We start from the raw sequence: 13584 nt of genomic DNA on the forward strand, positions 1-13584 counted from the left end.
CGGGTCAGCGGGACTGTCGTTCGTAATGACGGTAATATTTTTCGGTCACAAGATCCGTCTGCACGACCACGGCTATGTCCGTCGTGTTGAACTGCCAGTCAATCACCGCGCCGTCGCCGACGAAGCCGCCGAGGCGGAGATAGCCCTTGATCAGCGGCGGCAACTCGGCGAGGGCCTGGCGGGCGTCGTATTCGCCGTCACCCAACCGGCGCATCTCGACATAGCGCTCATCCAGCGCCCGCGGCCGGATATGTGGTGGAGCGAGGTGCTGGGCGTGGAGGTAGGACAGGCACGGCGCCAGCTCATCGAGATCGGTGCCGTGCAGGCTGGCGCACCCGAACATCAGCTCGATTCCATGCTGGAACACATAGGCGGCGATGCCGCGCCAGAGCAGCTGCATCACGGCGCGCGAGCGGTGCGCCTGGTCGACGCAGGAGCGGCCAAGCTCAAGCAGGCGGCCCGAGAAACGCTGGAGCGGCGCGATGTCATATTCATCGGCCGAATAGAATTGCTGACCGGGGGCAAGGGCCTCCTGGCGAATCAGGCGGTAGGTGCCGACCACACCCCGCGCATCATCCCCGATGTCATGATCGATCACCAGCAGATGATCAGCGATCGCATCAAAGGCATCCCTGTCGCGGCCCGAGGCAAGGGTCGCCTCGTCGGGATGGGCCCCCAGCTCCTCGTAAAAGATACGAAATCGCAGCGCGAGCGCCGCGTCGAGCTCGTCAGCCGTGGCGGCGAGGCGCACCCCCAGATTTCCGACGCGGATTTCCGGGAAAGCCACGACACTATCGACCGGATGCTGGATTGTCATCGGCCTGGCGCTCCGTCGATTGTTTCGGTCGTGCGTGTCATCGCACCAAGGCGGCGGCCGAACAACTCGATCTTGAGAGAAACCAGTTCAAAACCATGGCGGGCGGCAACTTTGCGCATCAGCATCTCGGTTTCCGGCTCGTCAAATTCGATCACCTGGCCACTTTCCTGATCAACAAGATGAAAATGGTCATGTTCGCCAGACATCTCATACCGCGCACGGCGGCTGCCGAGATTGCGCCGTTCCAGGATGCCGTGCTGCTCGAACAGGCGGACGGTGCGGTAGACGGTGGCGAGCGATATTCTGGAGTCGATGCCGTGGGCGAGGCGGTGCAACTCGTCGACATCGGGGTGGCCGTTCGCTTCGGACAACACGCGGGCAATGATACGTCGCGGGCTCGTCATTCTGAGCCCGTTTGCCACGCACAGACGTTCGATGCGGGTCTCCATCCGCTGCGTTGTGAACCATCTCGGCGGCGCGGTCCACCCCATTCCGTCCGGCGGGTTGCAAGGCCTAGGGACGGGATCTCAGCGGGGTATAAAAATTGCAGAAACCGTCACTCGAAACGGGTCCCCGCACCCGTGCGCAGAGTTGCGTGACGGCGCGGTAGTTGGCGCAATTCCCGCAGCGCGCCCCGTCCCGGTAGGGATGCGGCCGGTAACCCGCAGCGAGCGGTGTCGCCTTGGGTCGGGAAGCTCCGGTTTCCGCCGCGGCCATCAGAGCGGCAAGGCCTGCGATGGCTTCCAGCCAGTAGCGGCGCGGATGGAGTTTAATGACCCGACTCCGTAAACTACAATCCTGAATTATATATACGAAAACAAAACACTTTTAAATTGTATTTTTGGATCTCGTTTGCATGCGGTCTGGCTGCGGGTGCGGCAGGCTGCATCCAGATTGTCTCCACGACGGTAATGCCATAAGCAATGTTCGATGGTCCGGGAAACAGCATCTTGATGGCGTCGCCAGGCGGGGCAAACACGATGGAGGACGGTCTCGGCCTGCTCATCGAGGCCTGCCAGAGACAGGATGCGGCCGCCCTGCGGGAGCTGTACCGACGCATGGCGCCGACCATGCTTGGTGTGGCGCTGCGGCTGCTGCGCGATCGCCTGATGGCCGAGGACGTCTTGCAGGAGGCCTTCCTGCAGATCTGGCGCAATGCGTCGCGTTTCGACCGGGCGCGGGGATCGGCGCGGGCCTGGATGATCGGGATCGTCCGCTACCGCGCGCTTGACCGGCTTGATAGCGAGCGGCGGCTACCGGTCACCGGCGATGAAATTCCCGACATCGCCGCTGAGGAGGGCATCCCCGTCGAGGATGGTCGCGCGCTGGCGGGCTGCCTTGCAACCCTGCCGGAACACTGGCGACGGATGGTGCTGCTGTCTTACATCGAGGGCTATTCCCATAGCGAGATTGCCGCGCGCACCGATACACCGCTGGGAACGGTCAAGAGCTGGATCGTGAGATCGCTCGACGCGCTGAAGAGGTGTCTCGAACAATGAGCGACGCGCCGGATTTCGGGGCCGACCGTGCGGGGCTTTATGTCCTTGGTCTTCTGCGCGGCGAGGAGCGGCGGAATTTCGAGGCCGAGTGCGCGCGCGATCCGGCGCTGGCGGCCGAGGTGGAGGCGTGGGAGGAGCGGCTGCTGCCGCTGGCGCGCGCGGTGCCGCCGGTGGAGCCGGGGCCGGCGGTGTGGGCGGCGATCGAGCGCGCAACCAGCCCGCGCGCGGCGGCACCGGCGCCGCGGCACCGGCTGCGGGAGATCTGGGACAATCTGTTCGTCTGGCGGGGCATCGCCCTGGCCGGCGCGGTGGCGGCGGCGCTGCTGGCGCTGCTGCCGCGCGGGACGACGGGGCCGGCGATGGTCGCGGTGCTGTCGACGAAGGCGGGCCCCGTGTTCACGGTGGCGATGAGGACGAACGGCGCGCTGAACATCGCGCCGGTGGGGCGGATGGCGCCGCCGGCGGGCAAGGTCTGGCAGCTCTGGGCGGTTGGCCAGGGCGAGGCGCCGGTGCCGATCGGCTTTGTGCAGGCGGGGGCGACACGGCTGCCGGCGAATGACGTGCCGGCGCGGCTGCGCCGGGCGCATACGCTGATCGCGGTGACGGTGGAACCGCCCGGCGGCTCGCCGACCGGCAGGCCGGATATGCCGATCGTCTTCGCCGGGCCGCTGCTGCCGGTGGCGCCGACGACCTCCTGATATCCGGCCGGATCAGAGATCGAGGCTGGTCTGCTCCGGCGGCGCGCGGTCCGTTTCGGGACGCACGCCGAGCGTGCCATCGCCGAAATGCAGGACGAGGCGCCGCTTCGACCCGGCATCGCGCCGCGTGGTCACCGGGTCGCCGGACGGGGTCGCCACCATCGCGAAGCCGCGCGCGAGGGTTGCGTGATAGGACAGGGCTTCGAGGCGCGCGGCGAGCGCGTCGAGGCGGAGCCGGTTTTCCCGCAGCAGGCCGGGGGCTGGGGCGGCGAGGCGCTGGCCGAGCAGGGCGAGGCTGTGGCGGCGGGCGGCGATGATCTCGCGCGGATGCGCGAGGCGGGCGGCGACCTCTCGCGCCTGGGCGCGCTTCGCGGCGACGAGGCGGGGCAGGGCAAGGGCAAGGCGCTCGCCGCGATCGTCGAGCCGCTGGCGGGCGGTGCCGATCATCGAGGGCAGGTCGGGGAGGGCGGCGGCGGCGCGATCGAGCCGGAGGCGGACCGACTGGGTGACGCGGGTGAGCGCGCCGGTCAGCCGCGCGCCGCTCTGGGCAAGGTCGGCGATCAGCGCCATGCGATCCGGCACAGCGAGTTCGGCGGCGGCGGTGGGGTCGGGGCACGACGGTCGGAGGCGAAGTCGATCAGCGTCGTGTCGGTCTCGTGGCCGACGGCGGAGATCAGCGGAATCGGGCAGGAGGCCGCGGCGCGGACCACCTCCTCGTCATTGAAGGCCATCAGGTCTTCGAGCGAGCCGCCGCCGCGGGCGACGATCAGAACGTCCGGCCGCGGCACCTCGCCCCTTCCGGCAGCGCGCCGAAGCCACGGATGGCGGCGGCGATCTGGGCGGCGGCGGCCTCGCCCTGGACGGCGACCGGCCAGAGGATGATGCGGCTGGGGAAGCGGCGGGCGATGGTGGTGCGGATGTCCTGGATCACCGCACCCTGGGGCGAGCTGACGACGCCGACGATGCGCGGCAGCAGCGGCAGGGCGCGCTTGCGGGCGGCGTCGAACAGGCCTTCCTCGGTGAGGCGCAGACGCAGCTTCTCGATGCGGGCGAGCAGCGCGCCTTCGCCGGCATAGTCCAGCCGCTCGATGATGAGCTGGTATTCCGAGCGCTCGGGATAGGTGGTGACGCGGCCGGTGGCGATGACCTCGACGCCGTTCTCCGGCTTCAGCCCGAGTCGCGCGGCGTTGCCGCGCCAGATGATCGCCCGGATCTTCGCCCCCTCGTCCTTCAGCGCCATGTAGGTGTGGCCGGAGGCGTAGGTTTTCATCTCGGTGATTTCGCCGCGCACGCGCACGCGGCCGAAGGCGGTCTCGACCGTGCGTTTGACCGCGCCGGCGAGTTCGGAAACGGTGAGTTCGGGCACGTTGCCGGTGGTGGGGTCCGCGGTTTCGCTCATGGCGGCGGACTATGCTAAGCGCGCGCCGGTTGCACAAGCGCAGGGGATTTGATCATGCGGGTTCTGGTTGTCGGCGGCGGCGGGCGCGAGCATGCGCTGGCGTGGAAGCTCGCGCAGAGCCCGGTGCTGGAAAAACTCTTCGTCGCGCCGGGAAATCCGGGCATGGAATCGCTCGCCGAATGCGTACGGATCGGCGCGGAGGAGATCGATGCGCTCGTCGATTTCGCGCGGGCGGAGAAGATCGACCTCGTGGTGCCTGGGCCGGAGGCGCCGCTGGCGCTCGGCCTTGCCGACCGGATGGCGGCGGCGGGAATCGCCTGTTTCGGCCCCACCGAGGCGGCGGCGCGGCTCGAATCCTCGAAGCGGTTCACCAAGGAAATCTGCGACGAGGCGGGGATTCCGACCGCTTCCTGGGCGAGCTTCACCGATGCCGACGCGGCGCGGGCCTATCTCGACGAGCACCCGGCGCCGATCGTGATCAAGGCGGACGGGCTGGCGGCGGGCAAGGGCGTGGTGGTCGCCGCGACCGATGAGGAGGCGCGCGAGGCCGTCGCCGCGATGCTGGAGGGCGGGCTGCATGGCGACTCGGGCGCTGAGATCGTGATCGAGGAATGCCTGATCGGCACCGAGATTTCGCTGTTCGCGATCTGCGATGGCGAGACCGCGCTGTTCTGTGGCACCGCCTCGGACCACAAGCGGGTGGGCGATGGCGATACCGGGCCGAATACCGGCGGGATGGGGGCGATCGCGCCGCCGCCGGCGGCCTCGGAGGCGGTGATCGGGGCGGCGATGGAGCGGATCGTCCGTCCGGCGCTGCGGACGATGGCGCGGCGCGGCGCGCCCTTCCGCGGCTTTCTGTTCGCCGGGCTGATGCTCACCGCCTCCGGCCCGAGGCTGATCGAGTTCAACGTGCGGTTCGGCGATCCGGAATGCGAGACGCTGCTGCCGCTGCTGAAGACCGACCTGCTGCCGGTGCTCGCCGATGCGGCGCGGGGCCGGCTCGATCCGCAAACCCGGCTCGACTGGCGGGACGGCGCGGCGGCGACGGTGGTGATGGCGGCGAAGGGCTATCCGGGCGCCTATGAGAAGGGGCACGAGATCGACCTTGCCGGCGTGGACGGGTTGCCGGAGACTTCGGTGTTCCAGGCCGGCACGGCGCGGCGCGATGGCGCGCTGGTGAGCGCTGGCGGGCGGGTGCTGGCGGTGACGGCGACGGGCGATGACCTGCGCGAGGCGATCGACCGCGCCTATGTCGCGGTGCGGCGGATCGGCTTTCCCGGCGGGTTCTGCCGCCGGGATATCGGCGCCAAGGCGGTCTGACCCTCAGGCGGCGCGGCGTTCGCCGCGCACCGCCGCGGCCAGGGCGGTGACATCATCCAGCACCGCCTCGACGATGGCGGGCGGGGCCTTGCCCTCGGCATCGAGGCCGGCGGCGAGTTTGTCGATCAGGGCGGAGGCGACCACGGCGGCATCGGCGAACTTGGCGACCGTCGCGGCCTGCGCGGGGGTGCGGACGCCGAAGCCGACGGCGATCGGCATGTCCGTCGCCTTGCGCAGGCGGGGGATGTCGCGCGCGAGATCCTCGGCCGAGGCGGTGCGCGTGCCGGTGATGCCGGTGATCGAGACGTAGTAGACGAACCCGGAGGAGTCGTTGAGCACGACGGGCAGGCGTTCGTCGGTCGTGGTGGGGGCGACGAGGCGGATCAGATCGATGCGGTGATGGCGCAGATGCGGCAGCAGCAAGTCGGCCTCCTCGGTCGGCAGGTCGACGACGATGACGCCATCGACGCCGGCGGCGGCGGCATCGGCGGTGAAACGCTCGACGCCGTAGGAGAGGATCGGGTTGAGATAGCCCATCAGGATCAGCGGCACGGTGTCGTTGACGGCGCGGAAGTCGCGCACCAGGCCGAGCGTGCCGGCGAGGGTGGCGCCGGCGCGCAGCGCCCGGCGGCCGGCCTGCTGGATGGTCGGGCCATCGGCCATCGGGTCGGTGAAGGGCATGCCGATCTCGATCAGATCGGCGCCGCGGGCGGCCATGCCGGCGAGCAGGGTGGCGGAGGTTTCGCGATCGGGGTCGAACGCCTCGACGAAGGGGATCAGACCCGCCCGGCCCTCATCGCGAAGGCGGGCGAAGGTGGCGGCGATGCGGCTCAAATCTGTTCTCCGAGATGGCGGGCGACGGTGAAGATGTCCTTGTCGCCGCGGCCGCAGAGATTCATCAGGATGATCTTGTCCGGGTCCATTGTGGGGGCGATCTTCGCGACATGGGCGAGCGCGTGCGCGGGTTCGAGGGCCGGGATGATACCCTCGGTGCGGCAGCAGAGCTGGAAGGCGGCGAGGGCTTCGTCGTCGGTCACGGACACGTATTCGACGCGGCCGATATCGTGCAGATAGGAGTGTTCGGGGCCGATGCCCGGATAGTCGAGCCCGGCGGAGATCGAGTGGGCCTCGAGGATCTGGCCGTCATCGTCCTGCAGCAGGTAGGTGCGGTTGCCGTGCAGCACGCCGGGGCGGCCGCGCGCGAGCGATGCGGCGTGCTCGCCCGACTCAAGACCGCGCCCGGCGGCCTCGACGCCGATCAGCTTCACTTGATCGTCGAGAAAAGCGTGGAACAGGCCGATGGCGTTGGAGCCGCCGCCGATCGCCGCGATCGCGGCATCCGGCAGGCGGCCTTCGGCCTCCATCATCTGGGCGCGGGCCTCGACCCCGATGACCGACTGGAAGTCCCGCACCATGGCGGGATAGGGGTGCGGGCCGGCGGCGGTGCCGATGATGTAGAACGTATCGCGCACATTCGCGACCCAGTCGCGCAGCGCCTCGTTCATCGCGTCCTTCAGCGTGGCCGCGCCGGACGTGACCGGGCGGACTTCGGCGCCGAGCAGTTTCATGCGGAAGACGTTGGGCTGCTGCCGCTCGACATCGGTGGCGCCCATATAGACGATGCAGGGAAGGCCGAAGAGCGCGGCGACGGTTGCGGTGGCCACGCCGTGCTGGCCGGCGCCGGTCTCGGCGATGATCCGCGTCTTGCCCATGCGTTTGGCGAGCAGGATCTGGCCGATGCAGTTGTTGATCTTGTGCGCGCCGGTGTGGTTCAGCTCATCGCGCTTGAAATAGACCTTCGCGCCGCCGAGTTGCTTCGTCAGCCGTTCGGCGAACCAGAGTGGGCTGGGGCGGCCGACATAATGCTGCAGGTAATACTGAAATTCCCGCATGAAATCGGGATCGTCCTTCGCCGCTTCATAGGCCGCCTCGAGTTCGAGGATCAGCGGCATCAGGGTTTCGGCAACGAACCTGCCGCCGAACTCGCCGAAGCGGCCGCGATCGTCGGGCAGGGTGCGCAGGGAATTAGGTATCGGCTTGTTCATGCTGGCTCTCCGTTCCGAACGGATAGCCGATATGTCAGGCAGATGAAACCGGATCAGGTCTCCAATTCGGTATCCCAGTAGAGAAAGTCGCGCCAGCTTTCGTGCAGGTAGTTGGGCGGGAAGGCGCGGCCACGGTCCTGCAGCTCCCAGCTGTTCGGCCGGCGCGGCGTTTCATAGGGGAACATGTGGCATTCGCGCGGAAGTTTCGAGCCCTTGCGCAGGTTGCAGGCGCCGCAGGCGGTGACGACGTTCTCCCAGGTGGTGCGGCCGCCGCGGGCGCGCGGGATGACGTGGTCGAAGGTCAGTTCCGGGGCGGGCAGGCGGCTGTGGCAATACTGGCAGGTGAAGGCATCGCGGAGAAAGACGTTGAAGCGGGTGAAGGCCGGCTGGCGCAGGCCGGGGACGAAATCCTTCAGCGCGATGACCGAGGGCAGGCGCATCGCCGCGGAGACGGAATGCACCTCGTGGTCGTATTCCGACAGAACGGAAACGCGGTCGAGAAAGACGGCCTTGACGGCATCCTGCCAGGACCAGAGCGACAACGGGAAATAGGAGAGCGGACGGAAATCCGCATTCAGGACGAGAGCGGGAAAATTTTGCCCGCCGTCAGGCATTACTGAACCGGTCCCAGAAGGGCGGCCAGCTCACCGGACCGCCCTCGGACTGGAAACGCCCTGCAATGTTTTGCACCGATTCCATGACATGAATATGGCCCCAACGATCAGGGGCCGCAAGGCGGGTTTCGTGATGTCAACAGCTTGTCACGCAGACGAGGCCGGCGCCGCGAAGGCGCGCTGGAGCGTGAGCGCACCGAGGGAAAGCCCGGAATCGTCGATGCCATGAGCGAGTTTCGGAACGAAGAGGCTCTCCACCGGCACACCGGCGGCGCGCAGCGCGGCCTCGGCGTCGCGCGAGCGGGAGGGCGGCACGATCTCGTCGGCCTCGCCATGCACGAGCAGTACCGGCGGGCGGGCGGTGAGTTCGGCGGCCAGCGATTCTGGGGCGAGCAGCGCGCCGGAATAGGCGAGAATCGCCCGTGGCGGCACCGCCCGGCGCAGACCGGTGAACAGGACCGTCATCGCGCCCTGGCTGAATCCCATCAGCGCGTAGGCATCGACCGGCAGGCCGAGGCGTGCGAGTTCGGCATCGATGAACGGGTCGAGCGCCGCGCGGGCCCGGCGCACGCCGCCACCAAGCGCGTGCGGGTCCAGCGTGCCGATTGGAAACCATTGGCGGCCGAAGGGGGCGAGATCGAACGGGTCCGGCGCGTGCGGGGCGACGAAGGCGGCATCGGGGATCGCGCGGGCCCAGTAGGGCGCGAGGTCGATCAGGTCGTTGCCATCGGCGCCGACGCCGTGGCACAGCACCACGAGTTGTCGCGCCTTGCCGCCGTTCGCCGGGCCCCAGCGCGGTCCGTCCAGTTCAGCCATGAAGTTCCTGCTCCTTGCATTTGCGGGAGAGGGTATCATCGTGGAGGCCGATGTCCATCGTCACCCGTTTCGCGCCGAGCCCGACCGGCTATCTGCATCTCGGCCACGCCGCCTCGGCGCTGGCCGGACACGACCTGGCGCGCGCGGGCGGCGGGCGCTTCCTGCTGCGGCTCGAGGATATCGATGCCGGGCGCTGCCGGCCCCGGTTCGCCGAGGCGATTCTGGAGGATCTCGCCTGGCTCGGTCTCGCCTGGGATGGCGCGGTGCGGGTGCAATCGGCGCATTTCGGCGCATATCGGGCCGTACTGGCGCGGCTGGAGGCGATGGGCCTGCTGTATCGATGTTTCTGCACGCGGGCGACGATTGCCGCCGCTCTTGGCGCGCCGCACGGCACTGAGGCGGCCTATCCTGGCACGTGCCGCGGGCTCGACCCGGCGCTGGCGGACGAACGGGCGGCGCAGGGCGAGCCCTATGCGCTGCGGCTGCGGATGGACCGGGCCGCGGGGATGGCCGGGCGGCTGCGCTATCACGAGGCGGCGGAAGGCTGGGTCGAGGCCGATCCGCTGTCGCATGGCGATGTGGTTCTGGCGCGCAAGGACGTGCCGGCGAGCTATCATCTCTGCGTCTGCCATGACGACGCGGCGCAGGGGGTGACACATGTGACGCGGGGCGAGGACCTCCGTGCCGCAACGGATGTTCACGTGCTGTTGCAGACGCTGCTCGGCTGGCCGCATCCGGCCTATGCCCATCATCCGCTGATCCGCGATGCGGCGGGGCGGCGGCTGGCCAAGCGCGACCGGGCGGCGACATTGCGCGACCTGCGCGAAGCCGGAGCGACGCCGGCGCAAATCCGCGAGATGGTCTCTTGCCGGATTGGCGATCTCGCCTCACTCTAGACCGCATGAGAGGTTTTCCGATTTCGGTTCCGACCGCCGGTGCGGCCCTCGCGCTGGGCCTGCTGCTTTCCGCGCCACCCGCACGCGCCGTGCCGACGCCGCCCGCGATCGCACAGGTCGCGCGCGCCGCGCTGCCTGCCGTCGTGGATGTCGAGAGCATCGATCCCTCCAAGGGCAAGGGTGAAAAACCCGGCGAGATGTCGCCACCCGATCAGGGGGTTGCCGCACATTCGACATCGCAGCCGGCGGATACGAATACCCTGATTGTCCCGCCCAAGGCCGAACAGGCGCTCGGCACCGGGTTTTTCATCAGCCCGACCGGCTATATCGTCACCAATCATCACGTCATCGCCGGGGCGAGCGAGATCAAGGTGACGCTGCACGATGGCTCGATCTTCACCGCGAAGCTGGTCGGTTCGGACAAGAAGGCCGATCTCGCGGTGCTGAAGATCAACGCGCATCACCCTGTGCCCTTCCTGCATTTCGGCAACAGTTCGCGCCTCGATCTCGGCGACTGGGTGGTGGCGATCGGCAATCCGTTCGGCCTCGGCTTCAGCGTGTCGGCCGGTGTGGTGAGCGCGCTGCATCGCGATATCGGCTCGGGGCCGTATGACGATTTCATCCAGACCGATGCGGCCATCAACCGTGGCAATTCGGGCGGACCGCTGCTGGACGCCAAGGGGCATGTGATCGGCGTCGATTCGGCGATCTACTCTCCTTCCGGCGGGTCGGTCGGGATCGGGTTCGCGATCCCCTCGAGCATGGTCAGGCCGGTGACAGCGGCGATCATCGCCGATGGGGCGATGAAGCGCGGCTGGGCGGGGCTGCGGATCGAGCATGTGTCAGAGGACATGAAGGCGGCCTGGCATCTGGCCTCGACCGACGGCGTGGTGGTCGGCGGCGTGGTCGCGGGGGGGCCTTCGGCCGGCAAGCTTGGTCCGGGCGACGTGGTGACGGCGGTCAATGGCCGGAAAGTGACTACCGTGCATGATTTCAAGGTTTCGCTGGCGGAGATCCCGGTCGGGCACGAGGCCAGGATGACCGTTGTGCACGGCGGCAAGACCGAAGATGCCGTGATCACCATGGCGGCGCCGCCCCAGCATCGGGGCAAGACCGGGATGGCGCATCGGCAGGCCGAAATGCCCATGCTCAAGCCGACCGAGATTCCGGCACTCGGCATTGGCGTCGCCACCCATCCTGGCGGGGCGGGAGTAATTGTTGTGACGGTCGCCAAGGACGGCCCCGCCGCGCGCGCCGGGCTCGCCCCGGATACGCTGATCGAGGCGGTCGGCCCGCACTTCGTGAAGGACAGCGCGGCGTTGCAACGGGGTGTGAAGGCCAGTGGCGATGCCGTGCCGCTTCTGGTCGACGGGCCGCAGGGGGCCAGCTGGATTGTTGTGCCGGTGGGAGCCGCGCATAACTGAGAGGAATACCCGGCCAGACGGTTGGTCTGGCCGGATGGGCCACCTTGCTCCGCGCGACATTCGACGCCGGCGCAGGAACCGGCTGTGTCGCGGCCGGATCAGAAAGGGCTGGCCTTCACACAGTCAAAACTGATGGTCAGTTCGCGCGCGGAGCGAAACCGGCCACCTCGATGCCGGCGATGGCACAGGCTTCGTCATTGTCCGAGGTATCGCCAGAAATGCCGACCGCGCCGAGCACCGCGCCATCCGCCGTGACCAGCACGCCGCCGGGCACCGGCACCATGCGCCCGCCGGTTGCCGCGGCGAGCCCGGTGACGAAGCCGGCGCCGCCAGCGTTCCAGCGATCGAACAGCATGCGTGAGCCAGCACCGACGCCGAGGCCGCCCCAGGCCTTGCCGGTGGCGATCTCGACGCGGGCGATGCCGGAGCCATCCTCGCGGGCAAGGGCGACCATGTGGCCGCCGGCATCGAGCACAACCACGGTCAGGGGGGCAAGGCCGAGTTCGCGGCCTTTGGCGCGGGCGCCCGCGATGATGCGGTTGGCGGCTTCAAGCGTGAGACGGGTCATGCGTTTTCTCCGTTGGACCAGTTTACGCCGGGGTTTTCGCGGCGGCCGGCCGCGAAGTCCAGACCGTGGGATGCAAAAAACCCGCGGCCGGAGGGTCTTCTCCGGCCGCGGGCCTTTCGGTTGGGTTTGATTGAGCCTTATTTGGAGTTCGGCAGCTTTACGAAGCCCGGGAATTTCGGCTGCGCGTTCGCCAGCTTGGCCGGCCAGATCACCTTCTGCTCGCCATCCTGCCATTGCAGGTCGATCCAGCGGGTATGGCCCTTGCCATAGACGGCACCGTTCGCGAATCGGGCTTGCGGCCCGTTGAACTGCATCCGCCCCTCGGTGCCGATCCGGTCTGTCTTGGCGAGGGCTGCGACCAGCGGTCCCGACTTGGTCGATTTTGCCCGTTCGATCGCGGCGGCAAGGGCATACATCGCGTCATAGGTGGTGAAACCCGTATAGGCCGGCGATGTGTGGAATTTTGCCTGATAGGCGTTCATGAAAGGCTGCGTCTTCGGCGTGATGGCGATCCCGGCGGCAGCCGGAGCAATCGTGATGACGCCTTGCGTCGCCCCGTTGGTCGCCTTCCAGAACGTCGTCGATGTCGCCTGCGAACTGATTCCCATCAGCGGGATCGGCACGTTCTGCTCGGCCCACTGGGTTGTCGGCTTGACGCCCGCATGCGCCCATCCGGTGATGATCACATCCGGATGCATCGCCTCGATCTTCTGGTAGATCGGGGTGAAATCCGTGGTATCCGGTGCGAAGCGGATATCCTTCAGCACCTTGATCCCGGCTTGGGGCAGGCACTTGTTGAATCCGGCATCGAGCGGCAGGGTCCAGGCGGCGTCCTCGCTCATCACCACCGCGGTCTTCATGTGCAGCTTGCCGACAAGGACCGATTTCGCGGCGTCGCAGATGTTCTGCGCCAGCTCGGCCGAGTTCTCGTTCGGCTCGAAAATGTATTTATGCTGCTTGTAGTTCGCGTGAACGAATTCGGTGAGCTTGTTCGAGGCCGCGCCGGTGATGAGGAAGGGCTCGTGCATGCGCGCCGCCCAGGGTTCGAGCGCCAGGCCGACTTCGCTGGTGAAATCGCCGACGACGGCCACCGCATGATCCTGCCGCACCATGCGCTGGAACGAGCGGATCGCGTCGGTCGTCGAGTTGTGGTTGTCCTCGATCACGAGCTTGATCGGCCGGCCGTTCACGCCGCCCTTGGCGTTGATTTCCTCGGCGGCGAGGGTCGCGCCATCCGCGATCGAGCGGCCGGGAATCGAGCCGAGCCAGGCGGTGATCCCGACCACGATCGGCTTCGGTTTGGCCTGGGCCAGCAATGGAAGCGCTGTCAGCGCGGCGACGGCAATCATACCCACGGATTTGCGCCGCAACCGGCGCCCTGTTCCAGATTGCATGTTTCTCTCCCCTGTCAGGTGACCGGCTTGGAAGCCAGTCAGGGAAGACTGTGCCGAAACATGCGGCTTTGGCAACCCTTCCCGAATGCCGGGC

The 13584-nt window shown here is 68.0% G+C and carries 13 protein-coding genes and 1 pseudogene; 5 read left to right on the top strand and 9 right to left on the bottom strand.

Features of this window, described 5'->3' with window-relative positions; translation table 11 throughout:
• Positions 1-4: 4 nt before the first annotated feature.
• Both ACIDOCELLA78_RS87350 and ACIDOCELLA78_RS87355 read right to left on the bottom strand, forming a co-directional pair.
• On the bottom strand, positions 5-817 hold the full coding sequence (locus ACIDOCELLA78_RS87350; protein ID WP_201728423.1) for a GNAT family N-acetyltransferase: 813 nt from the start codon (positions 815-817) through the stop codon (positions 5-7).
• Complete coding sequence (locus ACIDOCELLA78_RS87355; protein ID WP_201728424.1) at positions 814-1266, bottom strand: Fur family transcriptional regulator; 453 nt, start codon at positions 1264-1266, stop codon at positions 814-816. The genes ACIDOCELLA78_RS87350 and ACIDOCELLA78_RS87355 overlap by 4 nt, the downstream gene beginning before the upstream one ends.
• Positions 1267-1797: 531 nt before the next feature.
• Between ACIDOCELLA78_RS87355 and ACIDOCELLA78_RS87360 the strand changes: the two genes are divergently transcribed.
• Together ACIDOCELLA78_RS87360 and ACIDOCELLA78_RS87365 are read left to right on the top strand one after the other, a co-directional pair.
• The gene (locus ACIDOCELLA78_RS87360; RefSeq protein ID WP_249675657.1) at positions 1798-2316 is read left to right on the top strand and encodes a sigma-70 family RNA polymerase sigma factor; all 519 of its coding nucleotides are present in this window, start codon (positions 1798-1800) and stop codon (positions 2314-2316) included.
• Complete coding sequence (locus ACIDOCELLA78_RS87365; protein ID WP_249675659.1) at positions 2313-3014, top strand: anti-sigma factor domain-containing protein; 702 nt, start codon at positions 2313-2315, stop codon at positions 3012-3014. Before ACIDOCELLA78_RS87360 ends, ACIDOCELLA78_RS87365 begins: the two co-directional genes overlap by 4 nt.
• A 12-nt stretch (positions 3015-3026) precedes the next feature.
• Here ACIDOCELLA78_RS87365 and xseA read toward each other — a convergent pair.
• Positions 3027-4413 (bottom strand): annotated as a pseudogene (gene xseA, locus ACIDOCELLA78_RS87370) (exodeoxyribonuclease VII large subunit).
• A gap of 54 nt (positions 4414-4467) precedes the next feature.
• On the opposite strand from xseA, the gene purD reads away from it, so the two are divergent.
• On the top strand, positions 4468-5733 hold the full coding sequence (purD, locus tag ACIDOCELLA78_RS87375) for a phosphoribosylamine--glycine ligase (protein WP_201728427.1): 1266 nt from the start codon (positions 4468-4470) through the stop codon (positions 5731-5733).
• 3 nt (positions 5734-5736) lie between these two features.
• On the opposite strand, the gene trpA is transcribed toward purD, so the two are convergent.
• The 4 genes from trpA to ACIDOCELLA78_RS87395 all read right to left on the bottom strand — a co-directional run bounded on the left by trpA (position 5737) and on the right by ACIDOCELLA78_RS87395 (position 9208).
• Positions 5737-6567 (bottom strand): tryptophan synthase subunit alpha, encoded by an 831-nt coding sequence (trpA, locus tag ACIDOCELLA78_RS87380; protein ID WP_201728428.1) that lies wholly within the window; start codon positions 6565-6567, stop codon positions 5737-5739.
• Positions 6564-7778, bottom strand: coding sequence for a tryptophan synthase subunit beta (gene trpB / locus ACIDOCELLA78_RS87385; RefSeq protein ID WP_201728429.1), 1215 nt, complete (start codon positions 7776-7778; stop codon positions 6564-6566). Before trpB ends, trpA begins: the two co-directional genes overlap by 4 nt.
• 53 nt (positions 7779-7831) lie before the next feature.
• Positions 7832-8392, bottom strand: a complete 561-nt coding sequence (locus ACIDOCELLA78_RS87390) for an HNH endonuclease (RefSeq protein ID WP_201728430.1) — start codon at positions 8390-8392, stop codon at positions 7832-7834.
• 147 nt (positions 8393-8539) lie between these two features.
• Positions 8540-9208, bottom strand: a complete 669-nt coding sequence (locus ACIDOCELLA78_RS87395; RefSeq protein WP_201728431.1) for an alpha/beta hydrolase — start codon at positions 9206-9208, stop codon at positions 8540-8542.
• A gap of 50 nt (positions 9209-9258) precedes the next feature.
• Here ACIDOCELLA78_RS87395 and gluQRS point away from each other — a divergent pair, with 50 nt between their 5' ends.
• Both gluQRS and ACIDOCELLA78_RS87405 read left to right on the top strand, forming a co-directional pair.
• On the top strand, positions 9259-10104 hold the full coding sequence (gene gluQRS / locus ACIDOCELLA78_RS87400) for a tRNA glutamyl-Q(34) synthetase GluQRS (RefSeq protein ID WP_201728432.1): 846 nt from the start codon (positions 9259-9261) through the stop codon (positions 10102-10104).
• 5 nt (positions 10105-10109) lie between these two features.
• The gene (locus ACIDOCELLA78_RS87405; RefSeq protein ID WP_201728433.1) at positions 10110-11528 is read left to right on the top strand and encodes a trypsin-like peptidase domain-containing protein; all 1419 of its coding nucleotides are present in this window, start codon (positions 10110-10112) and stop codon (positions 11526-11528) included.
• Positions 11529-11664: 136 nt separating this feature from the next.
• Here ACIDOCELLA78_RS87405 and ACIDOCELLA78_RS87410 read toward each other — a convergent pair whose 3' ends face one another.
• Positions 11665-12096: a heme-binding protein gene (locus ACIDOCELLA78_RS87410; protein ID WP_201728434.1), complete on the bottom strand. Its 432-nt coding sequence runs from the start codon at positions 12094-12096 to the stop codon at positions 11665-11667.
• Between the two features lie 137 nt (positions 12097-12233).
• Complete coding sequence (locus ACIDOCELLA78_RS87415; protein ID WP_249675678.1) at positions 12234-13445, bottom strand: ABC transporter substrate-binding protein; 1212 nt, start codon at positions 13443-13445, stop codon at positions 12234-12236.
• Positions 13446-13584 lie beyond the last annotated feature (139 nt).

The sequence above is a fragment of the Acidocella sp. C78 genome (genome assembly GCF_907164655.1).